Annotated in this window: 22 protein-coding genes; 7 read left to right on the top strand and 15 right to left on the bottom strand. The window is 65.2% G+C overall.

What is annotated here, in order from left to right; translation table 11 throughout:
- Positions 1 to 11: 11 nt before the first annotated feature.
- The 3 genes from OWC48_RS13980 to ftsE form a co-directional block, all read right to left on the bottom strand.
- A complete protein-coding gene (locus OWC48_RS13980) occupies positions 12 to 716 on the bottom strand; it encodes a YdcF family protein (protein WP_282520503.1) in 705 nt (234 codons plus the stop codon).
- Positions 717 to 956: 240 nt separating this feature from the next.
- Positions 957 to 1,925, bottom strand: a complete 969-nt coding sequence (locus tag OWC48_RS13975) for an ABC transporter permease (protein ID WP_282520502.1) — start codon at positions 1,923 to 1,925, stop codon at positions 957 to 959.
- Complete coding sequence (ftsE, locus tag OWC48_RS13970; RefSeq protein WP_014491659.1) at positions 1,918 to 2,577, bottom strand: cell division ATP-binding protein FtsE; 660 nt, start codon at positions 2,575 to 2,577, stop codon at positions 1,918 to 1,920. Before ftsE ends, OWC48_RS13975 begins: the two co-directional genes overlap by 8 nt.
- A 181-nt stretch (positions 2,578 to 2,758) precedes the next feature.
- Between ftsE and OWC48_RS13965 the strand changes: the two genes are divergently transcribed.
- The gene (locus OWC48_RS13965; RefSeq protein ID WP_282520501.1) at positions 2,759 to 3,637 is read left to right on the top strand and encodes an MJ0042-type zinc finger domain-containing protein; all 879 of its coding nucleotides are present in this window, start codon (positions 2,759 to 2,761) and stop codon (positions 3,635 to 3,637) included.
- A gap of 59 nt (positions 3,638 to 3,696) precedes the next feature.
- Positions 3,697 to 4,071 carry a response regulator gene (locus OWC48_RS13960; RefSeq protein ID WP_282520500.1) on the top strand — a complete coding sequence of 125 codons (375 nt, stop codon included), beginning with the start codon at positions 3,697 to 3,699 and terminating at the stop codon, positions 4,069 to 4,071.
- Positions 4,072 to 4,225: 154 nt separating this feature from the next.
- On the opposite strand, the gene OWC48_RS13955 is transcribed toward OWC48_RS13960, so the two are convergent.
- Entirely contained in the window at positions 4,226 to 5,314 is a 1,089-nt protein-coding gene (locus OWC48_RS13955) for a Zn-dependent alcohol dehydrogenase (RefSeq protein ID WP_282520499.1), read from the bottom strand.
- Positions 5,315 to 5,358: 44 nt separating this feature from the next.
- Entirely contained in the window at positions 5,359 to 7,143 is a 1,785-nt protein-coding gene (locus OWC48_RS13950; RefSeq protein WP_282520498.1) for an acyl-CoA dehydrogenase family protein, read from the bottom strand.
- A gap of 231 nt (positions 7,144 to 7,374) precedes the next feature.
- Here OWC48_RS13950 and OWC48_RS13945 point away from each other — a divergent pair, with 231 nt between their 5' ends.
- Together OWC48_RS13945 and OWC48_RS13940 are read left to right on the top strand one after the other, a co-directional pair.
- A complete protein-coding gene (locus tag OWC48_RS13945; RefSeq protein WP_282520497.1) occupies positions 7,375 to 8,076 on the top strand; it encodes an SDR family NAD(P)-dependent oxidoreductase in 702 nt (233 codons plus the stop codon).
- Between the two features lie 123 nt (positions 8,077 to 8,199).
- Positions 8,200 to 9,030: an enoyl-CoA hydratase gene (locus OWC48_RS13940; RefSeq protein WP_282520496.1), complete on the top strand. Its 831-nt coding sequence runs from the start codon at positions 8,200 to 8,202 to the stop codon at positions 9,028 to 9,030.
- Positions 9,031 to 9,227: 197 nt separating this feature from the next.
- On the opposite strand, the gene OWC48_RS13935 is transcribed toward OWC48_RS13940, so the two are convergent.
- Both OWC48_RS13935 and OWC48_RS13930 read right to left on the bottom strand, forming a co-directional pair.
- Positions 9,228 to 9,851, bottom strand: coding sequence for a GNAT family N-acetyltransferase (locus OWC48_RS13935; RefSeq protein WP_282520495.1), 624 nt, complete (start codon positions 9,849 to 9,851; stop codon positions 9,228 to 9,230).
- A 69-nt stretch (positions 9,852 to 9,920) separates the two neighbouring features.
- Entirely contained in the window at positions 9,921 to 10,124 is a 204-nt protein-coding gene (locus OWC48_RS13930; RefSeq protein WP_282520494.1) for a DUF1127 domain-containing protein, read from the bottom strand.
- Between the two features lie 110 nt (positions 10,125 to 10,234).
- Here OWC48_RS13930 and OWC48_RS13925 point away from each other — a divergent pair, with 110 nt between their 5' ends.
- Positions 10,235 to 11,134, top strand: a complete 900-nt coding sequence (locus tag OWC48_RS13925; protein WP_282520493.1) for a transcriptional regulator GcvA — start codon at positions 10,235 to 10,237, stop codon at positions 11,132 to 11,134.
- Between the two features lie 143 nt (positions 11,135 to 11,277).
- Positions 11,278 to 12,603, top strand: a complete 1,326-nt coding sequence (locus OWC48_RS13920; protein WP_282520492.1) for an MFS transporter — start codon at positions 11,278 to 11,280, stop codon at positions 12,601 to 12,603.
- A gap of 197 nt (positions 12,604 to 12,800) precedes the next feature.
- On the opposite strand, the gene OWC48_RS13915 is transcribed toward OWC48_RS13920, so the two are convergent.
- From OWC48_RS13915 to OWC48_RS13905, 3 genes are read right to left on the bottom strand one after another with little or no spacing between them, the layout of a single operon-like run.
- Positions 12,801 to 13,214: a Rieske (2Fe-2S) protein gene (locus OWC48_RS13915; RefSeq protein ID WP_282520491.1), complete on the bottom strand. Its 414-nt coding sequence runs from the start codon at positions 13,212 to 13,214 to the stop codon at positions 12,801 to 12,803.
- 52 nt (positions 13,215 to 13,266) lie between these two features.
- Complete coding sequence (locus OWC48_RS13910) at positions 13,267 to 14,379, bottom strand: amidohydrolase family protein (protein ID WP_282520490.1); 1,113 nt, start codon at positions 14,377 to 14,379, stop codon at positions 13,267 to 13,269.
- A gap of 24 nt (positions 14,380 to 14,403) precedes the next feature.
- Positions 14,404 to 15,462, bottom strand: a complete 1,059-nt coding sequence (locus tag OWC48_RS13905) for an amidohydrolase family protein (RefSeq protein ID WP_282520489.1) — start codon at positions 15,460 to 15,462, stop codon at positions 14,404 to 14,406.
- Positions 15,463 to 15,603: 141 nt separating this feature from the next.
- Between OWC48_RS13905 and OWC48_RS13900 the strand changes: the two genes are divergently transcribed.
- The gene (locus OWC48_RS13900; RefSeq protein ID WP_071916839.1) at positions 15,604 to 16,086 is read left to right on the top strand and encodes a CinA family protein; all 483 of its coding nucleotides are present in this window, start codon (positions 15,604 to 15,606) and stop codon (positions 16,084 to 16,086) included.
- Between the two features lie 169 nt (positions 16,087 to 16,255).
- On the opposite strand, the gene OWC48_RS13895 is transcribed toward OWC48_RS13900, so the two are convergent.
- From OWC48_RS13895 to OWC48_RS13875, 5 genes are all read right to left on the bottom strand, one after another.
- Entirely contained in the window at positions 16,256 to 16,531 is a 276-nt protein-coding gene (locus tag OWC48_RS13895; protein WP_282520488.1) for a DUF1488 family protein, read from the bottom strand.
- A gap of 135 nt (positions 16,532 to 16,666) precedes the next feature.
- Complete coding sequence (locus OWC48_RS13890; RefSeq protein WP_282520487.1) at positions 16,667 to 17,284, bottom strand: M48 family metallopeptidase; 618 nt, start codon at positions 17,282 to 17,284, stop codon at positions 16,667 to 16,669.
- 120 nt (positions 17,285 to 17,404) lie between these two features.
- Entirely contained in the window at positions 17,405 to 18,874 is a 1,470-nt protein-coding gene (locus tag OWC48_RS13885) for an AMP nucleosidase (RefSeq protein WP_282520486.1), read from the bottom strand.
- A gap of 215 nt (positions 18,875 to 19,089) precedes the next feature.
- Positions 19,090 to 20,424 carry an HlyD family type I secretion periplasmic adaptor subunit gene (locus OWC48_RS13880; RefSeq protein WP_282520485.1) on the bottom strand — a complete coding sequence of 445 codons (1,335 nt, stop codon included), beginning with the start codon at positions 20,422 to 20,424 and terminating at the stop codon, positions 19,090 to 19,092.
- Positions 20,421 to 22,169 (bottom strand): type I secretion system permease/ATPase, encoded by a 1,749-nt coding sequence (locus OWC48_RS13875; protein WP_282520484.1) that lies wholly within the window; start codon positions 22,167 to 22,169, stop codon positions 20,421 to 20,423. The genes OWC48_RS13880 and OWC48_RS13875 overlap by 4 nt, the downstream gene beginning before the upstream one ends.
- Positions 22,170 to 22,247: the final 78 nt, after the last annotated feature.

Genomic DNA, 22,247 nt, shown 5'->3' with positions numbered 1-22,247 from the left:
CGATGATCCGATCAATTGGCCTGGGCCGTGGCGGGCCGCTTCGGCGCCACGCCTGCAGGCTGCTCCGACATCTCGGGTGAAAGGTCAATCCCGAAATCCTCCAGCCGCACCCTCAGCTCGGCGGCGATGTACTTGACGTACTCGGACAGGAGCAGCCGCAAGGTGGAAGGCGAGGTCCACCACGGCTCCTCGCGCCATTTTTCGCCGACCACTGCGAACGGGATCAGCGTGGTCTCCGGCATCGCATGCGAGAACTCCACCAGCGCGCGCGGCATGTGATAGTTCGAGGTGACGACGATCAGCGATCTGAAGCCGCGCCCCTCGGCCCAGCGCCGCGCTTCCGCCGCGTTGCCGCGGGTCGAGACCGCGGTGCGGTCGAGATCGACACAGCAATGCATGAAGGACTGGTTCTCCGGCAGCGTCCGGGAGATGTCGCTCGCCGTCGAGGTCGGGTGCACGCCGGAGATCAGGAGCCGCTTGCCGTAGCCGGCCGCCAGGAGCTCCATCGCATCCGACACCCGCGAGGAGCCACCGGTCAGGACCACGATGCCGTCCGCCTTGCGGTCCGGCGCGATCTCGGCGCCGCGCAATTGCGACAGGAAGGCGATGAAGCCCGCCGCCGCGCCGACGAAGACGAACGCGATCGTCGATACCAATGCCGCGCGCAGCCAGCCACGCGGCAATTTCGGCGATCGATCGTCGGTCGGCGAGGTCATATGATGTCGGTGATCCCTTCCCCGGATGATTTTAGGACGTTTTGAGGCGAAGTGGAGTCCGGTTTATCGGGCTGCTTCCCCTCTCCCCTTGTGGGAGAGGGTGGCTCGCCGCGAAAGCGGCGAGACGGGTGAGGGGTCTGTCTCCGCGAATACGCCTCGACGTTCGTGCGCGCGGACAGAGCCCCCTCATCCGGCGCTTCGCGCCACCTTCTCCCACAAGGGGAGAAGGAAGAAACCATCTCAATCCACGTCATTCAGCGTCGCGAACAGCGTCTGGCGCGAGGCTACCGCGGTGATGGCGCCGATCAGCACCGCTTGCACGGCGAGCACGATGTAGCCCGACGGCCGCAGCGAGAAGGTGCCGAGCAGGGCTGCGAACTGGTCGCCGACGGGGGTCCCGGAAAACCAGCCGGCGATCGACTCGGAGAAGCCGAACACCAGCATGGCGGCGCCCCCGCCGATCACGCCGCCCTCCAGGCCCAGCCTGAGGAAGTGGCGCAGGAAGCGGTTGGCGATGTACCGGTCGCCGGCGCCGACGAAATGCAGGACCTCGACGATCGGGCGGTTCGCCGCCATGGCGCCGCGGGTCGCGAACGAGACCGAGATGATGGTCGCGATGATGACGAGGGCGAGGATGCCGATGCCGGCGAGCACGGTGGCGTTGGTCATCGAGCGCATCCGCTCGATCCAGGCGCGGTGATCGTCGACGCTGGCGCTTGGGGCGGCCTGGGTCACGCGCGCGCGCAAGGCGCCGAGATCGAGCTGCGTGCCGGGCTGCACGCGCGCGATGATCATGCGCGGCACCGGCAAATCATCCATCGACAGGCCGGTGCCGAGCCAGGGCTCGAGCAGCTTGCCGCTCTCGTCCTTGGTGAACGGCTTGACCTCGATGATGCCGGCCTGCGCGCGGATGGCCTCCGTCACTGCCGCGGTGTCGCGATCGAGATCGCGGCCGGTCTGCGGGCGGACCTGGATGGTGATTTCGCTTGCAACGTCCGACTGCCATTCCGCGGCGGAGGCGCTGACGAGCAGCACCGTGCCCGTGGTCATCGAGGCGAGGAAGGTCATGATGGCGACGACGGCAACCAGCGCGCGGCCGTGGATCGAGGCGCGCGGCACGATCGGCGACATGTTGCGCGCCTTGGGCGGAAGCTGCGGACGCTCCTGTCCGAGATCTACCAGCACGCCGCGGTCGTCGGACCTACTCATAGACGTGCAGCCGCCCTTGGTGCAGCACGAAGCGTCGCGCCTCGTACTGGTCCATCAGGCCGATGTCGTGGGTGGCGATGATGACGGCGGTACCCGATTTGTTGAGCTCGATGAACAGCCGCAGCAGCCGGCGGCCGAGCGTCGGATCGACGCTGCCGGTCGGCTCGTCGGCGAGCAGGAGTTGCGGCCGCGAGATCACGGCGCGCGCGATCGCCGCGCGCTGCTTCTCGCCGCCAGACAGGATCGGCGGCAGCGCGTCCATGCGGTCACCGAGGCCGACCCAGCGCAACAGATCGATCACCTCCTTGCGATAGCTCGACTCGCTGCGGCCCATGACGCGGAATGGCAAGGCGACGTTCTCATAGGTCGTCATGTGGTCGAGCAGGCGGAAGTCCTGGAGCACGATGCCGATGCGCTTGCGCAAATCCGCGATCTCGTCCTTGCCGAGCTGCGAGATGTCGTGGCCGAACAGGTTGACGAGGCCGCGCGTCGGCCGGTGCGACAGGAACAACAGACGCAGCAGCGAGGTCTTGCCGGCGCCGGACGGGCCGGTGAGGAACTGGAAGGAATGCGCCGGAATCTCGAAACTGAGGTCGCGCAGGATCTCCGGCCCCAGTCCGTAACGCAATCCGACATTTTCGAACCGAACCAAGCTCAGCTCCGTTCGAGAGGGGGCGCGGGCCGCGCTGCTGCGCTCCGCCACACGCGATCAACGGGTTTTGCGGCCGTTATGGTTTCCGGTTCGTTAACGGTCGCTCTGTAGCATCTGGGATGCCCGGTTCTCCGCGACCGAAGCATCGTCAAGACCAGTCCGTGCATCAAGGCTCGTGTCCATGCATATCGTCTGCCCCCATTGTACGACATCCTACGCCATCAAGCCCGCGAGCCTGGGGGCGAACGGGCGGACGGTCCGCTGCTCCCGCTGCAAGGAGACCTGGGTCGCCTATGCCGAGGATGCCATCGAGGGGGCGTCCGTCCCGGCCATGGCGGCAGCCAGCCAGGCCGACGACCAGTCCGACCTCGCCGAGCAGTGGAACTCTTACGCCAGGGACGACGGCGCCGCCGACACGCCTGTCGTCGACAGCCCCTCGATCGCCAGCGACTGGCCGGCCGAGGACGCCCAGGAGACCGAGGACGAATGGTCAGCGGCGGCCCGCGCCGCCGAGGATGACGTCGCCGGCGCGCAGCACCAGTCCTGGTTCCGCGGCCTGTTCAGCCGCCGCGGGGCACGGGTGAGGCGCCAGGCCCCCACCGAGGCTCCACGAAAATCCCATTTCGGCCTGCCGACCGCCTGCGCCGCCATGGGCGCGCTGGTGCTGGCGCTGATCATCTGGCGCGGCGACATGGTCCGGCTGCTGCCGCAGACGGCGGCGTTCTACAAGATGGTCGGACTCGAAGTTAATTTGCGCGGGCTGGCGTTCAAGGACGTCAAGCTCTCCAGCGAGACCGTGGACGGTAAGCAGGTGCTGGTGATCGAGGGCGTGATCGTCGGTCAAAGCAAGAAGCCGCTCGATATCCCGCGGCTGCGCTTTGCGGTGCGCGACGCGCAGGGAGCGGAAATCTACGCCTGGAACACCGTGCTGGAGCAGACGGTGCTGCAGCCGGGTGAGCGCGCCTTCTTCCGCTCGCGCCTGGCCTCGCCGCCGCCGGAGGGCCGCAATATCGACGTTCGGTTCTTCAACCGGCGCGACATCGCCGGCGGCAGCGTGTAATCGATTCTGCAGGTCTCGCGAGGAAGGTTGGCCGCGAGGTTGGTCCCAAGGTTGGTCTCATGCCCAAAATCCTGATCGCCGACGACGAGGATTCGATGCGCCAGCTGGTGGCGCGCGCCATCGCCATGGACGGCCACGAGATCGTCACCGCGGAGGACGGCGCCGAGGCACTGGAAATCCTGACCCGCGAGAACGGCGCGTTCGATCTCCTGCTCACCGACATCCAGATGCCGGTGATGGACGGCATCGCGCTGGCGCTCTCCGCCGCGCGCGACTTCCCCGACCTGACCATTTTGCTGATGACCGGCTTTGCCGACCAGCGCGAGCGCGCCTCGAATTTGAACGCGCTGGTGCATGACGTCGTGACCAAGCCGTTCTCGGTCGCCGACATCCGTACCGCGGTTGCCGACGCGCTGGCAGCGAAGAAGACGTAGGGCGCCGCGTACTCCGCTGTCATGCCTCGGCTTGACCGGGGCATCCAGTACGCCGCGGCCTTTCGATTCAATCACTGCCGTCTCTGGAAGACTGCATCGCCCGCCTGCGCGGGCGATGACACGTATCTTGGAGTGGCACCAGCGAGCTCCAGGGCTAGCTGTCAAACACAATCACGCTGCGCAGCGTCTTGCCGGCCTTCATGTTGGCAAAACCCTCGTTGATCTCGCTCAGTTTCAGCTTGGCCGAGATCCAGTCCTCGAGGTGCAGCCTGCCGCGCAGGTAGAAATCGACCAGCCTCGGCATGTCCACGCGAAAATGGTTGGAGCCCATCGAGGAGCCCTGGATCCTGCGCTCGCGCAGGAAGTCGAAGCCGTGCAGCTCGATCTTCTGGCCGAACGGGATCATGCCGACGATGGTGGCCGTGCCGCCGGACGCCAGCATGCCAAAAGCCTGCTCCGCGGTTTCCTTGCGGCCGAGCACCTCGAAGGAATAATGCACGCCGCCATTGGTGAGGTCGCGCACCTGCTTCACGACGTCGCCGTCGGCGGGATTGATGATGTCGGTGGCGCCCAGCTTGGTCGCGAGCTGGAGCTTTGCCGGATTGGTGTCGATGGCGATGATGCGTCCGGCCCCTGCGATCTGCGCGCCGTTGATCGCGGCCATGCCGACACCGCCACAGCCGATCACAGCCACGGTCTCGCCCGCCGTCACCTTGGCCGTGTTCACCACCGCGCCGTAGCCGGTGATGACGCCGCAGCCGATCAGCGCGGCGAGATCGAGCGGCATTTCTTTCCTGATTTTGACGATCGCATTCTCGTGCACCAGCATCTGCTCGGCGAAGGAAGAGAGGTTGAGGAACTGATGCAGCTTCTCCGGCTTCGACCATTGCATCCGGTTGGAAGCGCCCGGCAGCAGCTTCACGGTGGTGTCGGTGCAGAGCACCGTGCGGCCGGTGGTGCAGTTGTCGCAGGTACCGCAGAACACCGACAGGCAGGTGACGACGTGATCGCCCGGCTTCACATAGGTGACGTCGGAGCCGACCTGCTCGACGACGCCGGCGGACTCATGCCCGAGCACCGCGGGCAGCGGATGCGGATACAGGCCTTCCATGAAATGCAGGTCGGAGTGGCAGAGCCCGGCAACCGAAGTTCGGATCAGGACTTCGCGCGGGCCCGGCTTCGGCAGGCTGATGTCCTCGATGACCAGCGGCTGATTGACTTCATAGAGAACGGCGGCCTTCATCGAGAACTCCCTATCGCGTTTTTTGTTTGAGCGTGGCGTGCAGCCTACGCTGCCAGAACCAGTTCGCCAACCTCGCTCATGCCGGCATCGCGATCGCCGAGCAGCAGCGCGCCGATCTTCGCTTGCGCGGCATTTTCCGTCAGCCGGAACGGATCGCTCGGCGACACACGATGATCGATGACGAGGCGCGACAGCAGCAGCCGGCGCGCATCGCCGCGCATCTCGTGGATGCGATGCGCTTCCCAGGCGAGCGCGACCGCGCTTGCGACGTGATAGAGCAGGCTGGTCGCACGCCGCGCATCGGCCTCGTTCTCGGAATTGCCCGCGACCTCGCGCGCGAAGCCGACGGCGCGATCGACGAGACCGCGCAAATTGTCGCGCCAGGCCTGCGGGACCGACGCGCTATCATCGAGCCGCGCGTGCAGATCGGCTGAGAGCGCGGATTCGGCGCCGTGGCGGCCGACCGCGCGCCGGAGCGCATCGATCGCGACGATGTTGCCGGTGCCCTCCCAGACCGAGCCGAGATGCGCATCGCGCAGCAGGCGGGGCGTGGCGAATTCCTCGATATAGCCGATGCCGCCGCGCATCTCGAGCGCGTCGCCGCAAACCTTGCGCGCATCGCGCGTCGCACGGAATTTCAGCGTCGGGGTCAGGATACGCAGCAGCGCCGCCGCCTCCTGGCTGCCAGCCTCGGCGCGGTCGAGTGCGTCGGCGGTCAGAAAACTCATCGACAGCGCCTGCTCGACCGGCAGCATGATCTTCAGCATCTGCCGCCGTCCCAGCGGCAGGTCGATGATGCGCTTGCCGAACACGACGCGGTTCTTCGCCACCGTCATCGCATCATGATAGGCGCGGCGCATCAGCGCGGTGGATTTGACGCCGTTGGAGAGCCGCGACGAGTTCACCATCTCGGCCATCTGGACGAAACCGCGGTCGAGCTTGCCGACCACATAGGCGATCGCGCCTTCGAGCTTGATCTCGCCTGACGCCATCGAGCGCGTGCCGAGCTTGTCCTTCAGGCGCACGATCCGGTAGTGGTTCTGCGAACCGTCGTCGAGGAAGCGCGGCATCAGGAACAGGCCGACGCCGCGCGTGCCGGGGCCGGCGCCTTCGGGACGCGCCAGCAGCATAACGACCTTGGCATCGGCATTCGAGCAGAACCATTTCTCGCCATGGAGGCGCCAATGGTCGCCCTCCTGCACCGCGCGCGTGGTCAGCGTACCGACATCGGAGCCGCCCTCCTTCTCGGTCATGAATTGGCCGCCCTGGGTCAGCTTGCTCATGTCGGTCTGGGTGAGACCGTCGAGATATTTCGCCTTCAGCGCCTCGCTGCCGAAATTCGCCAAGAGCTTTGCGCAGCCGTCGGTGACGTTGATCGGGCAGCCCATACCGAATTCGGTCTGGTTGAACAGGAAGGTGAAGGCGTGTTTTGCCACGACGGGATATTTGTCGGGCCAGCCCATGATGCCCCTGCGGATCGAAAGCGCATGGATGCCGAACTCGCCGAACGCTGCGTTCTCCAATTCGCGATAGGCCGGATGATATTCGATCCACTGCACGTCGCGGCCGAACTTGTCGCGCTGGTGCAGCACCGGCGTGTGCCGGTCGGCGAGCCGCGCGCATTCGTCGAGATGGCCGCCGGCCAATTCGCCGAGGCGATCGAGATGCGGCTCGATGTGACGGAACAGTGTCTCCGGCAGATGAATGCGCAGGAGATCCGTCAGCGCCTGATCGGCGCGATAAAAGTTCATGCCGGACGTATCGGGCGCCAGCAGGCCCGGCTGCTCGGCCGCGACATGTTTCGGCTGCGCTGTGACCGGCTTGTGCATGATCGTCCTCTTCGTTCCCGCCCTGCGAACATTTTGCGCTGTTTTGGCGCTTGCCGCGTTGATTGATGTCGATCATGCTCCAGTCGCGGATAGCGATAAAGCCGCAAATTGTCAGGGAGGCATGATCGCCGTGAAGGAGCAATTCGCTCTGCGGAATTAAGATCGACCCGGCTGGTTGTCCGCGCGGCGGATGCATAGATCAGCGGCTTCCCGTCTCCGAGAGATCACGCCATGGAACATCCGAAATACAAGATCGCCCTCATCGTCGGCGCCGGCGAAGGCCTGAGCGCTTCGCTGGCGCGCCTGCTCTCCACGCAAGGCATCCGCGTCGCGCTGGCCGCGCGCAAGATCGAGAAACTAGGTGCGCTTTGTCGCGAGACCGGCGCCAAGGCCTATGCCTGCAACGCCACCGAGCCTGAGGAGGTCGAGCGGCTGTTCGGCCTGGTCGAACGCGAGATCGGCACGCCCGACCTCGTCGTCTACAACGCCAGCGGCCGCACACGCGGGCCGTTCGTCGATCTCGTTCCGGCCGACGTCGCGCAGGCGATTGCGATCAGCGCCTATGGCGGCTTCCTGGTGGCGCAGCAGGCGGCCAAGCGCATGCTGCCGAACAAGCACGGCGCGATCCTGTTCACCGGCGCCTCGGCGAGCGTCAAGGGCTATGCGCAGTCGGCGTCGTTCGCGATGGGCAAGTTCGCGCTGCGCGGGCTGGCGCAGAGCCTGGCGCGCGAGTTGTCGCCGCAGGGTATCCACATCGCGCACTTCGTGATCGACGGCGGCATTCGCAGCGCGGCGCACGCGGAGCCGGCCGACAAGCCGGATTCGATGCTCGATCCCGACGCGATCGCGCAGAGCTATTGGAACGTGCTGCAGCAGCCGCGCAGCGCCTGGAGCTGGGAGTTGGAGCTGCGGCCCTGGGTGGAGAAGTTTTGAGGCAAGCCGATAACCACACCCGTCATTGCGAGGAGCGAAGCGACGAAGCAATCCAGACTGTCTCGCGGAAAGCTTCTGGATTGCTTCGTTTCGCTCGCAATGACGAAAGAAAAAGGGAGCGACATGTCCACGGAAACCACCATCGATACCGGCACCAATGAACTCCTCTGCGTCATCCGCGACCGCGTCGCGGTGATCACGCTGAACCGGCCGGAGGCGCGCAACGCGCTGTCGGACACCTTGACGCCGGCGCTGCGGACGATGATCCGCACCTGCGGCGAGAGCCCCGATATCGGCGCGCTGCTGATCACCGGCGCGGGGGCGGCCTTCTGTGCCGGCGGCAATGTCAAGGGCATGGGCGCGCATCGCGACCAAGCCAAGCTCGATATGTCCTTTGACGACAAGGTCGCCGATCTCCAGGAACGGCAGCGGCTGCTCACCGGCGCGCTGGTGTCGGTGCGCAAGCCGACCATCGCCGCCCTGCCCGGTCCCGCGGTCGGCGCCGGGCTCGCCATCGCGATGGCCTGCGACATCCGCATCGCCGCGCAATCGGCCTTCGTCGCCACCGGCTACGCCCGCATCGCGCTGAGCGGCGACTACGGCATCGCCTGGCTGCTCACGCGGCTGGTCGGCACCGCGCGGGCCCGCGAGCTGCTGTTCACCGGCGATCGCGTCGACGCCGCGCGTGCCGAGGCCATCGGCCTCGTCAACCGCGTCGTGCCCGACGACAAATTGCAGGCTGAAGCCTTTGCGTTGGCCAAGTCGCTCGCGGAAGGCCCACGCCTGGCGCTGCGCTACATGAAGGACAATCTCGACGAGGCGCTGCTGTTCGATTTCGAGACCGCCCGCGACCACGAAGCCGGACGGCTGATCCGCCTGACCACGACCGCCGATCACAAGGAAGCCGTGCAGGCCTTCATCGAGAAGCGCAAGGCAGTGTTCACGGGGAAGTAGGACGTCCGATCAACATCAGGCGCCGTCATTCCGGGGCGATGCGCAGCATCGAGCCCGGAATCCATCAGGCGACAGTACACGCGGTGAAATGGATTCCGGGCTCGCGCTGCGCGCGCCCCGGAATGACGGGAGGAGAGAGCGGGGAAACCACGAAAAAAAGCCCGGCTCTGGATGACCAGGCCGGGCTCGGAGTGGTGTCAGGCCGAGGCTGAGGGGCTGTCGGCCTGACGGGAAAGGGCGGCGAGGCGCCAGCTCGCGCAGGGAATGTCTTTCGGTGCGACGGCGATCTCCTTGTCGAAGCGCACCAGCTTCCAGTCGTCGGGATGATTGACGAAAGCGAAACCGGATTTGCGGGCGAGCGAGATCATGGTCTCGTTGGAGCGCAGCGTGTCGCCGAACATGTGCTCGGCACCGAGGGCGGCCGCGCGGCATTCGAGATTCTTCATCAGCGCGGTGGCGATGCCGTGGCCGTGCCAGCGGTCGTCGACCGACAGGCCGAACTCCAGTGTGGAAGTCTCGGCATGGAAGGCGTAGCGCGCTTCGGCGACGATGGTCTCGAAGCCGTCGACCATCTTGGTCGCGACGACGGTGAAGCGTTCGCGCGCGCCGACATCGAGGAATTCGCTCAGCAGCCCCTTCGGCAGCTCGCTGATGGCGCCGAAGAAGCGGTTGTAGCGGGAGCGGGTCGCGAGCGAGCGGAAATAGTGCTGAAGCTCCTCGGTGTCGCGCGGTTCGACGAAGCGAACATTGACCGCCTCGCCGTCGCGGGTGCGCAGCGTGTCCGAATATTGCTTCAGATCTTCCAGGCGAAGAGTGCTCATGACACATGCCTAAGAGAAAGAGGGACCGCCAGCGCCCCCACAGTCAGGCGGCGCCGGCCTGGCGGCCAATCAGGCCCGCCAGAAGGGTTTGTCAGCCTCGTAGGCGATGTCGGTCCAGGACAGGCCGACGTCGTGGAGATCGCGGGCCGTCCAGTGGGTCAGCTCACGCCGGGTGCGGTAACGCTCGTGCCAGACGTGTAGCGTTTCGCCAATCTGCTGGATGAGACCAGGCGCATGATGATTTGTCATCGAATTCTGGGTCAAAGTAGACATTTTCAGCTCCTTGAGCTAACTTGACCGCTAATATCTGCTTGCCACCGCGCTGCGACAAACGACAATTTGTACCCCTTCGCATGAAATAACGTCATGCATCCTGCTGCCAGATGACTGCCAGATTGCCCTCCCTGAACGGATTGCGGGCCTTTGAGGCCGCCGCGCGCCATCTCAGCTTCACGCTGGCCGCGTCCGAGCTGAATGTGACCCAGACCGCGATCAGCCATCAGATCCGCCGGCTCGAGGAGGAGCTCGGCATTCGCCTGTTCGTCCGGCAGAACCGCGCGCTGGCGCTGACGCCGGAAGCGCGCGACTATTTGCCGGGCGTCCGCGCCGCCTTCAACGACCTCCGCCTTGCGACCGACCGGCTGCTGCGCAAGGACGACGACAAGGTGCTGACCGTCTCGACGCTGGCATCGCTCGCCGCGAAATGGCTGCTGCCGCGGCTGACCGATTTCCAGGAGCAGCACCCCGGCATCGACGTCCGCATCACCACCTCGACCAGCCTCGTCGATTTCCAGCGCGACAATGTCGATGCCGCGATTCGCTATGGCCGCGGTCAATGGCCGGGCCTGCAGGCCGACTGGCTGATGGCAGACGAGCTGTTTCCGGTGTGCAGTCCGTCGCTGCTGCGCGGCGACAAGCCGCTGCGCCAGCCTGAGGATCTCAAAGGCTATCCGCTGCTGCACACCTCCAATGCCAACAGCGATGACTGGCGGCTGTGGCTGACGGCGGCCGGCCTTCCGGGCGACATCGCCAGGCAGCCCGGCATCACCTTCGACATGATCTTCATGACCATCCAGGCCGCAATCGACGGCATCGGCGTGGCGATGGGCCGGACCTCCTATGTCCAGGACGACATCGCCAAGGGCCGGCTCGTGGTGCCCTTCAAGATCGCGCTGCCGGCCGATGCGGGCTTCTACCTGGTCGCGCCGGAGGGTCGGCGCGAGGCGCCGAAGCTGGCCGCGTTCCGCGAGTGGATGATCGCTGCAACGCAGAATAAAGCCTGAAAAATCATCGGCTTCCGCGGTAAAATCGATTGACTCGCCGCCCCCCGCGCGAGAGGGGTAGGACAGATTGTCGCAGCAGGCAATCTGCTGCCCTGCCGTGAAATGAGTTCCGGTCCGGCCGCGCCTTCCAGGGGAGTAACGTCATGGCTGGACCAGCAACCAATCCGCCCGAGATCAAGTCGCGCGTCGGCGCGATCCTGCGCGCCACCTCCGGCAATTTTCTCGAGCAGTTCGATTTCTTCCTGTTCGGCTTCTATGCCGCCGCGATCGGCAAGGCGTTCTTCCCCTCCACCAACGAGACCGCGTCGCTGCTCAACACTTTCGGCGTGTTCTGGCTCGGCGCCTTGATGCGCCCCGTCGGCGCGATCGTGCTCGGCGCCTACATCGACCGCATCGGCCGCCGCCAGGGCCTGATCGTCACGCTCGGCATCATGGCCATCGGCACCGTCGTGATCGCGTTCTGCCCGAGCTATGCGACCATCGGCATCGCCGCGCCAATCATCGTGCTGATCGGCCGCCTGCTGCAGGGCTTCTCCGCCGGCGTCGAGCTCGGCGGCGTCTCGGTCTATCTCGCGGAAATCTCCACGCCCGGCAATCGCGGCTTCTACACCTCGTTCCAGTCGTCGAGCCAGCAGGTCGCGATCTTCGTGGCCTCGATCCTCGGCTTCATCCTCTCCGAGGTGATGCCGGCCGACACCGTTGCCGCCTGGGGCTGGCGCATTCCCTTCTTCGTCGGCTGCCTGATCATTCCCTTGATCTTCTTCCTGCGGCGGACGCTCGAGGAGACACCGGCCTTCCTCGCCATGAAGAAGCATCCGACCGCGAGCGAGGTGTTCGCCTCCGCGTTCGCGAATTGGCGCATCGTCATCCTCGGCATGATGATCGCGGTCCTGACCACGACGACGTTCTACTTCGTCACCGTGTACACGCCGACCTTCGGCAAGACGGTGCTGAAGCTCTCGACGCAGGACGCACTGCTCGTGACGCTGCTCGTCGCCGTGACCAACTTCTTCTGGAATCCGGTCGGCGGCGCGTTGTCCGACCGCATCGGCCGCAAGCCGGTGCTGCTCGGCATCGCCACATTGGCGCTACTCACCGCCTACCCGGCGCTGTCCTGGCTGGTGGCCGCGCCGACATTCGGCAAGCTGCTCGCCGTCGAGATGATGTTCTCATTCTATTTCGGCATGTACAGCGGCACCATGCTTGGTGCGCTGGTCGAGATCGTGCCCGCGCATGTGCGGACCACCTGCTTCTCGCTCGCCTTCGCGCTCGCCGCCGCGCTGTTCGGCACGTTCACGCCGTTCGCCTCGACCTTGCTGATCGACTACACCGGCAACAAGGCCGCACCCGGTCTTTGGCTGATGTTCGCGGCAGCGCTCGGCATCATCGCCGCGCTGGTCGTGTATCGCGGCGGCGGCAAGGCGGTGCCGACATATGATGCGGTGGCGGAGCCGGTCGCGGGGCATTGATTGTCACTTCGATCATCGTCGCCTCTTACCCTCCCCTGGAGGGGGAGGGTCGGCTCACATTGAGCGCAGCGAAAATGTGAGACGGGGTGGGGCGAAGGTCCCTCCGCGTCGAACGCTGCCCGTGGGGAGAGATCACCCCACCCCGCTCGCGCTGCGCGCGATCGACCCTCCCCCTCCAGGGAGGGTGAAGGGTGCAGCTACAGCTCCACCACCACGTAGTCGCTCTCAATCCGCACCAGAACAGTCTCGGCGACATAGGGCCCCTTCACAACGGCCCCACCCGGCTCGACATGCGCCGGATAGGCCTTCACGCGGAAGCGGCGAGGGTCGCAATAGGACTGGCCGGTGCGGATGTCGAACTCCCAACCGTGCCAGGGGCAGCGGATGATCTCGCCGAGCTTGGTGTATTCGATCTCGCCGGGATCCTTTGATTGCGCGAGCCCGATCAGCGGGCCCTCGCACAGCGCCGCGCCCTGATGCGGGCAGCGGTTCATCAGGCCGAAATACTCGCCCTTGATGTTGAAGACCGCGATCGGCCGTCCGTCGATCTCCAGAAATTTTCGCGTGCCCGGCGGAAGCTCATCCACCGCCGCAATCACGTGCCGCGCCATGCTTATGTCTTCCGCATGATCTGATCGGAAAACCGCTTCACACTTTTCCGGATCATGCGGCAATCCCATAGAGCTTGCGCGCATTGCCGAGATAGAACGCTTCGCGGTTGGCGTCGTTGACGCCCGCCGGCAGCACGCGCGACGGCTCGTCATAGTCCCAATGTGGATAGTCGGTCGCGAACAGCAGTCGGTCCCAGCCGATCCATTTGATGACGTCGAACAGGTCCTCGCGCCGCTCCGGGTCCTCCATCGGCTGCGTGGTCCACCACACCTGCTCGCGGATATATTCCGACGGCGGCCGCTTCACATGCGGCACTTCGCTGCGCAGCCGGTGCCAGACCTTGTCGAGCCGCCAGGCGAGCGACGGGGCCCAGCCGAAGCCGGCCTCGATCATCACCATCTTCAGCTTCGGAAAGCGCTCGAACACGCCTTCCAAGACAAGGCTCGCCAGCGCCGATTGCTGGCACTGCGAGTGGCCCACCATCTCCTCGATGTAATAGGACGGCCAGCCGGACGGCGTGATCGGATTGCCGCCGAAGCCGAAAGCGTGCACGCCGACGGGAAGCCCCGCCTCTTCCGCGGCCTGGTAGATCGGCCAGTAACGGCGCTGGCCGAGCGGCTCGACGTTGCGGCTGAGCAGCAGCACCTGCACGAAATTCTTGTCGCCGGCGCGCTCGCGGATTTCGGCGGCGGCCGACAGGCCGTCCTCATTGCCGACGACAATGGACGCCTTCAGACGCTTGTCCTTGCTGGTCCATTTGTCGATCTGCCAGTCGTTGATCGCCGAGCACAGCGCCGCCGAGAGCTCGTGATTGCGGATGCCCTGCCCGGTGTTGAGCGGATTGAGCACGCCGAGTTCCACGTTGTTGGGATCGAGCAGCTGCTTCTGCATGAAGGACAACGAAGAGCCCTGCGGCCCGCCTTCCGGCGGATAGGCGTCGCGGCGCGATGCGTTGGGCTGGGCCTTCGGATAGGGCGGGCCTTCCATCATGCCTTGATAGGCATGGACGCCGTAGACTTCGAGATGATGCTGCCAGCGTTTGGCCAGATAAGGATAAAGCTCGGTGCGGGTGGCGCGTGCCGGATGGATGTCGCAGTCCGCGATCGCGGCCTTGACGGTCTGTGGGGAAGCGGCTTCTAGGCTCTCGCGGAATTGGACATTCATCGCCTTGCCTCCTTTGGCAGCGGGCTAAGTCAGGCGGGGATAGGTCGCATGCGGGTTTTCGATCATGATCTTGCGCACGAGATCGGGGGAAAGACCTTCGGGCAACGCGTCCTGGCCGTCGAACTGCCAGTGCGGATAGTCGGTGGAGAATAGAACCAATTCGTCGGACTGCATATGATCAAACAGGCGAATTAATGTCTCAGGTTCCGGCGGCACATCAAATGGCTGTAAAGAGAACCGGATGTTGCTGCGCACAATGTCAAGCGGCGCGCGATCGACCCATGGCGTCTCCATCCGCACCCCGCGCCAGAATTTGTGCAGGCGCCAGAGAAAAGGCGAGATCCAGGAGACGCCGGATTCGAGCATCACCATTTTCAGTCGCGGATATTTGACGAACACGCCCTCGACGATCACGCTGGTGAGCTGGGTCTGGAACGCTTGAGCCTGACCGACATAATCCTCGATGTGATAGGAACCCCACCCCACGGCAGTCGGCGGATTGTGATAGGCGGAACCGGCGTGTATCCCGACGGGCAGCTGGAGCCGTTCCGCCGCCTCATAGATCGGCCATAGCGCGCGCTTGCCGAGCGGCGTGTCGCCCATGACCAGCATCAGCACCTGCACGAAGCGGCGATCCTGCGCGCAACGCTCGATCTCGGCGACGGCTTTCTCGACACTTTGCGTGGGGATCACGATCGAACCACGCAGTCGTGAATCGCGATCGAGCCATTCCTTCACCAGCCACTCGTTCAACGCGCGGCAGAAGGCGGCCTGCAAATCTTCCGAAAACACCATCTGCACGCCGTAGAGTGGATTGCAGACGGCGTACGTAAGCTGGAAGGGATCGAGCAGATGGCGCTGCATGTCCTCCAGGCTTGCGCCGGGCTTGCCGGTTTCCGGCCGCCAATCGGGACGCGCCACGATCGGCGAGTTCTGCGGATAGGATTGCGAGACAAGGTCGACCATGCCGCGCGTCGTCACCTGATCGCGCCAATAGTCGTTGAGATACGGCAGCAGGCTGGTCAGATGCGGCACGGCCGGATGCACGTCGCAATCCACCCCGCCGGCGATCAGGGACGCCATCACGTCTCCTTCACGTTTCCTCGTCACGTTTTGTCTTGCCCACCATTCAAGCAGGCCTGCCCGTCGCCCGCAACTCGGCCAAGGCCGCTGTCATATGCTAGGAAGGCACAGCTCCGTTGCTAGGACTGAGAGGTTAGAAGGATGAAAGAGCTCGTTGGCATTGCGGAACAGGTCGCGGCCCGACTAATCGCGCGCAAACAGACCATTGCAGTGGCTGAATCCTCGACCGGCGGCCTGATCTCGGCCAGCTTGCTCGCGGTGCCCGGCGCCTCCGCCTATTTCCTCGGTGGCGCGGTGGTCTACACCCGCGATGCCAGGCGCGTGCTGATGGATATTTCGGACGAAGGAATGAAGGGCTTTCGCTCTTCGTCGGAGCCTTATGCAAAGCTGCTGGCCGAACAGATGCGCAGCCGCTTCGGCTGCGACTGGGGCCTGTCTGAGACCGGCGCCGCCGGCCCCACCGGCAACCGCTACGGCGATGCCGCCGGGCACAGTTGCATGGCGGTCTCGGGACCTGCGGCAGAGGTGATCACGCTGGAGACCGGCAACAACGACCGGTTTGCGAACATGCAGGTGTTTGCTGCCACGGCGCTGAAGCTGTTGCTGAGGAAGCTGGAGGGGTGAACTGCTGCCCTAGCTCGCGTGAGTCGGAACATTCGCCACAAACACTGTTGTCGTCGCCCGGCTTGACCGGGCGATCCAGTATTCCGAGAAAGTCATAGTTGAATCGACAGGCCGCGGCGTACTGGATGCCCCGCCTTCGCGGGGCATGACAGCGGGAGGCTTGTCGACACTACCTCCCCAGATGCCGCATGAAGATCCGCACCACATATCCCTGGACCCGCGGTGCCTCGTCATAGATATCCGACGCGAGCCGCTCGATGGTCTCACGCAGGGACAGGAACTGCACCTGGCGCGCGCTGCTCTCGGTGCCCTGCATGCCCGCGAGCTCGTCCATCGCGGCATCGCTGATCTGGCAATGCACGACCTCATCCTCACGCATCATCGTGAAGCGGAAGGCCAACCGTTCGAGGTCGTGGCCGATGATCCTGTCGCGCGACAGCGGCATCCAATTGTCCCGTTCGCGCCCCCGAACGGGACAATGCTGAAAATCTGACGCTTTGTCACCATCCGCGCCAGGAGGCATCGCTGTCATGCGATGTTCATCAACAGCGCGCTTCCATCGGTCGGCCCGGCGCCAACGTCAGTAGGCGAGCGCCGTGCCGGTCGGCTTGTCGAGTGCCGCGGCCAGCGATCGATACTCCTCACAATCCGTCCCGCAGATGGCGGCAATCCGGCTGAGATGATAGAGCGCCTGCTCACGGTTACCCCGCTCGAGCTGCCACAGTCCATAGTACTGCCACGTCAATACGTGGTTCGGATCTACCTTCAACGCGCGCTCGTACCAGACCTGCGACTGCTCGTAGTCGCCGAGCTTGCGGTAGGAATAGCCGATCAGGTTGGCGACGTTCGGATGGTCGTCATGGCCGAGCGATTTTAATTGCGCGATCGCGGTCGCATAGTCGTTGCGCTCGTAGATGGTGTCATAAGCCACGCGGTAGCCGGCCGCGAAAGCGGGATCGCCGATACTGGACTGGTTATTCGGCTTCCTGCCCTTGTGTGTTGCCTTGGTGCCCCAGCGCTTCGGGTAGACTGGCTGCGGCTGCAGCCTCTGATCCGCGTAGGCTCCGGCATAGGGATCAGTGGAGCTGATGCCGCCTCCACCGCCCCCGCCGCCCCCGCCGGCGGCAAAGGCCGGCGAACTCAACAGCACTGCCGCAAATGTACCGAGCGTGACGAGCCTGATCATCGCTGTGATCATGTCTGCCTCCTGTCCTGTTCAAGCGGCCCCGGACGAATTGATAACCCTGCCTCGGCAGCGATATTCCGGGACGCTGCGCTCACAGAGACGTCAGCGTTCGTACGACAGTCCCGTTGTCCTTTACTGGAACGCGACCTCGGCGAAGCTTCGCAGCTTTCGCGAATGCAGCCGTTCCGATTCCTGCTGCTTGAGCCGCTCCAGCGCCTTCAGGCCGATCTCGAGATGCTGGCCGACGCGGCGGCGGTAGAATTCGCTGGCCATGCCCGCGAGCTTGATCTCGCCATGCAGCGGCTTGTCGGAGACGCACAGCAGAGTGCCGTAGGGAACGCGGAAGCGGTAGCCGTTGGCGGCGATCGCGGCCGATTCCATGTCGAGCGCGACCGCGCGCGACTGCGACATGCGGCGGATCACCTCGGGCCCCGAGATCTCCCAGTTGCGGTTGTCGACGCTCGCGACGGTGCCCGTGCGCATCAGGCGCTTCAGCTCGAAACCTTCGAGGCCGGTGACGTCCTCGACCGCCTGTTCGAGCGCGACCTGCATCTCGGCCAGTGCCGGGATCGGCACCCAGAGCGGCAGCTCGCGGTCGAGCACGTGGTCCTCGCGCACATAGCCGTGGGCCAGCACGTAGTCGCCGAGCCGCTGCGTGTTGCGCAGGCCTGCGCAATGGCCGAGCATCAGCCAGGCATGCGGGCGCAGCACCGCGACGTGGTCGGTGACGTTGCGCGCGTTCGACGGGCCGGTGCCGATGTTGATCAGGGTGATGCCGCGATAGCCAGGCGCGACCAGATGGAAAGCCGGCATCTGCGGCGCGCGGGCAGGTGCCACCCCGCTGGTTGCGCCGCCGCTGCGCGTGATCACATTGCCGGGCGCGACGAAGGCTTCGAGGCCGGCTTCGCCGGATTGCAGCCGCTGCTGGCAGAGCTGTGCGAAGGCATCGACATAGAACTGGTAGTTGGTGAAAATGACAAAGTTCTGGAAATGCTCGGGGTCGGTGCCGGTGTAGTGATAGAGCCGCCGCAGCGAATAATCGACACGAGCAGCCCGGAACAGGGACAGCGGCTCGGGCGCGCCCGCTTGGAGCTCGAAAGTGCCGTCGGCGATCGCATCATCCATGGTGGCGAGATCAGGCACGTCGAACGCATCGCGCAGTGATCGCGTCACCGGCGAGTTCTCGCTGGTGGTGATGGCTGCCTCGATGTTGATGTCCCGCCGGTAGGCGAAGTGGACGGGGATCGGCTCGCTGGACTCGCCGACCTCGACGGGCACACCGTGGTTCTGGATCAACAATCCGATCTGCTCGGTGAGATAAGTCCGGAACAGATCCGGCCTGGTCACGCTGGTCTCATGCACGCCGGGCCTTGCGACAAAGCCGTAGGAGAGACGCGAATCCAGCCGCGCATACGTCGCAGTGGTGACGCGGACGAAGGGATAGAAGGCCCGCACGCGCGTGGTGATCGCCTCGCCGTTGACATAGGCCTCGAACCGGTCACGCAAGAATTTCGTGTTGCGCTCGTAGATCTCCTCGAGGCGGGCGACAGCCGCGGCCGCGTCGGAAAAGGCTTCGGTGGCGATGGAGGGTGGGGATTGCATTGTTCGACCGCCGGGTTGCTGGGCTTGAGTCGAACTATAGCAAAGAACGATGAGCCGTAGGGTGGGCAAAGCGAAGCGTGCCCACCATCGTGACCATCACACGAAGAGCGGTGGGCACGGCGCGTTGCGCCTTTGCCCACCCTACGAGATCGCGTATGTCGCCCGAGTTCCCGGATGCGCGCTAAGCGCGCTCCGGGATGACGCGCTTTCGCGCGTCACTTCTCGCGGAAGGCCCGCATCAGCTGGTCGTGCAGCGGCTTCATCAGATAGGACAGCATGGTGCGGTCGCCGGTCTGGACGAAGGCTTCCGCCGGCATACCGGGGATCAGCTTGGAGTCGCCGAGCTTGGCGACCTCTTCCGGGGACATCGACACGCGGATGGTATAGTAGCTCTGGCCGGTGCGCTGGTCGGTGGTGACGTCGGGCGAAACCCGGCTGACGACGCCGTTGAGCTCTGGCGTAGTACGCTGGTTGAATGCGGACAGGCGCAGCAGCGTCTTCTGGCCGATCTGGAGCTTGTCAATATCGACAGGATTAACCTTGGCCTCGACCTGGAGGTCGTCCGCCTGCGGCACGATCAGCATCAGGGCATCGCCGGCGGTGACGACGCCGCCGACGGTATGCACCGTCGATTGCAGCACCATGCCGTCCTGCGGCGCACGGATGTCGACGCGGCGGAGCTGGTCTTCGGCGGCGACCTTGCGCTCGATCATTTCACCGATCTTGTCGTTGGTCTCGCGCAGATCCTTCGAGACCTCGCTCACCATGTCCTTGTCGACCTGGATGATCTGGAGCTCGGTCTCGGTGATCTTGCCCTTGGCCTGCGCGCGCGAGGCGATGTATTGCGCGCGCTCGCCGTTGAGGCGGGCGCTGTCGCGCTCCAGCGTGGTCAGGCGCGAGATTTGCACCAGGTGCTTCTCATAGAGATCGCGGACACCGACCAGCTCCTGCTGCACCAGGACGATCTCCCTGTCCTTGGCCTTTTCCTGAGCGGACAGTCCTTCGATCTCCTCGTTGAGCTGTTGGACACGCTCGCGGAGCTGCGCCTTCTGCCCGGCGCGGCCGTTGACGCGGACGTCGAACAGCTTGGTTTCGGCGGAGAGCAGGTTCTTGACGTCGGGATCGCTGCCGCGATCGAGCAGCGATTGCGGAAACTCGATCTTGTCGACACCGCGCTGCTCGGCCTGCAGCCGCGCCGTGCGCGCCTGCGCGGCGTCGAGATTCTTGGTGACGATGGCGAGGTTCGCCTTGGTGACGGTGTCGTCGAGCCGTACCACGATGTCGCCGGACTTGACCACGTCGCCGTCGCGGGCGCGCAGCTCGCCGACCACGCCACCGGTCGGATGCTGCACCTTCTTGACGTTGGATTCGACCACGACCTGGCCCGGCGCGATCAGGGCCCCCGAGATCTGCACCGTCGAGGCCCAGCCACCGAGGCCGACGACGAGGGCCGCCACGATGGCCAGTCCGAGCATCAGGTGAAACCTGATGGAATCCCGCACGGTCCTCTTCGCGGCGGGCTTTCCGCCGCCGATAGCCATCGTGCTCATGATTTGGGCACTCCGCCTTCGCTGACGATCTTGATCGGTGCCGGCGGCGTCACGCGCGGCTGAAGCACCTGCGCAAGCACCTGCTCCTTCGGCCCAAAGGCCTGCATGCGGCCGTCGCGCAGCACCAGGATCTGGTCGACCGCTTCGACGCCGATCGGGCGGTGCGCCACCACGATGACGATGGCGCCGCGCTCGCGCGCCGCGCGGATGGCGCGGGTCAGCGCCTCGTCGCCCTCGGTGTCGAGATTGGAATTGGGCTCGTCGAGCACGATCAGGAACGGGTTGCCGTAGAGCGCGCGCGCCAGCGCCACGCGCTGCGCCTGGCCCGCGGAGAGCGCGGTGCCCTGTTCGCCGACCTGCGTGTTGTAGCCCTCGCGCATCTTGATGATCATCTCGTGCACGCCGGCTTCCTTCGCCGCGGAAATGATGCTGTCAGAGGTGGCCTCGGGATCGAAACGGCCGATGTTCTGCGCGATGGTGCCGCCGAACAATTCGACGTCCTGCGGCAGATAGCCGATGTGGCGGCCGAGCATGTCGGAGGCCCACTGGTCGAGCGCCGCGCCGTCGAGCCGCACCTTGCCACGGACCGGGTGCCAGACGCCGACCAGCGCGCGGATCAGCGACGATTTGCCGGAGCCGCTCGGTCCGATCACGCCGAGGCCATTGCCGGCGGCAAGCGCGAAGGTGACGTCCTGCACGATGAGGCGCTGATCGCCCGGCGGCACCATGGCGATGCCCTCGACCGAGAGCCGGCTGGTGGGCGCCTGCAACTGGGTCGGCATCGCCTGCGCCGGCATCTGCTCCAGCAGACGCGTGAGGCGCTGCCAGCTCTGACGTGCCGCGACAAAGGATTTCCAATGCGCGATGGCGAGATCGACCGGCGCGAGCGCGCGGGCGGAGAGGATCGAGCCGGCGATGATGATGCCGGCGGTCGCCTCCTGGTGGATGACGAGATAGGCGCCGACCGCGAGCACGGCCGATTGCAGCATCATGCGCAGCACTTTTGCGACCGCGCCGAGACCGCCGGCGACGTCGCTCGCACGCTGATTGCCGTCGAGGTATTTTTCGTTGGCCTCGCTCCAGCGCTGGTTCATCCGGCCGGTCATGCCCATCGACACCATGACTTCGGCGTTGCGCCGGCTGGAGGCGGCGAGATCGTTGCGCTGAGCGGCAAGGCCCATCGCCTCCTTCGCCGGCTGGCGGGACATGAATTCGGTGACCAGCGTCAGCCCGACCAGGATGATGGCGCCGACCAGAGCGGTGAGGCCGATCATGACGTGGAAGGCGAAGCAGATGGCGAGATAGAGCGGCAGCCAGGGCAGGTCGAAGAACGCGCTCGGGCCCATGCCGCCGAGGAAGGAGCGGACATTGTCGAGGTCGCGCAGCGGCTGCAGGCCCTCGTTGCGACTGCCGACCAGGAGCGGCAGGCGCACGACCGTGTCGAACACGCGCTTGTTGAGGGCTTCATCGAGCGCCGTGCCGATCCGCCCCAGGATCCGGTTTCGGATCATGTCGAGCACGCCCTGCGCCATATAGAGGAAGCTGGCGATGATGATCAGGCCGACGAGAGTCGGAACGCTGCGGCTCGGCAGAACCCGGTCGTAGACCTCCAGCATGAAGATCGACCCGGTCAGATAGAGCAGGTTGATCATGCAGCTCATCAAGCCCACGCCGACGAACGCCGTGCGACAAGCACGCAGGGCGTCACCGAGCTCTGAACGGCGGACGCCAGGTACGGCTGCCATCAGTCTGATCTCTTTCGGGTAAGGGGCAACGCCCCTGATTTCCTAGGTCGTTCTGGGGTACGCGACCCGGATTAACAT

The organism is Bradyrhizobium sp. Arg816 (assembly GCF_029989365.1).
Lineage (GTDB): Bacteria > Pseudomonadota > Alphaproteobacteria > Rhizobiales > Xanthobacteraceae > Bradyrhizobium.
Note: the sequence above shows the minus strand (reverse complement) of the source record. Positions and strands in the feature narration are given on the sequence as shown.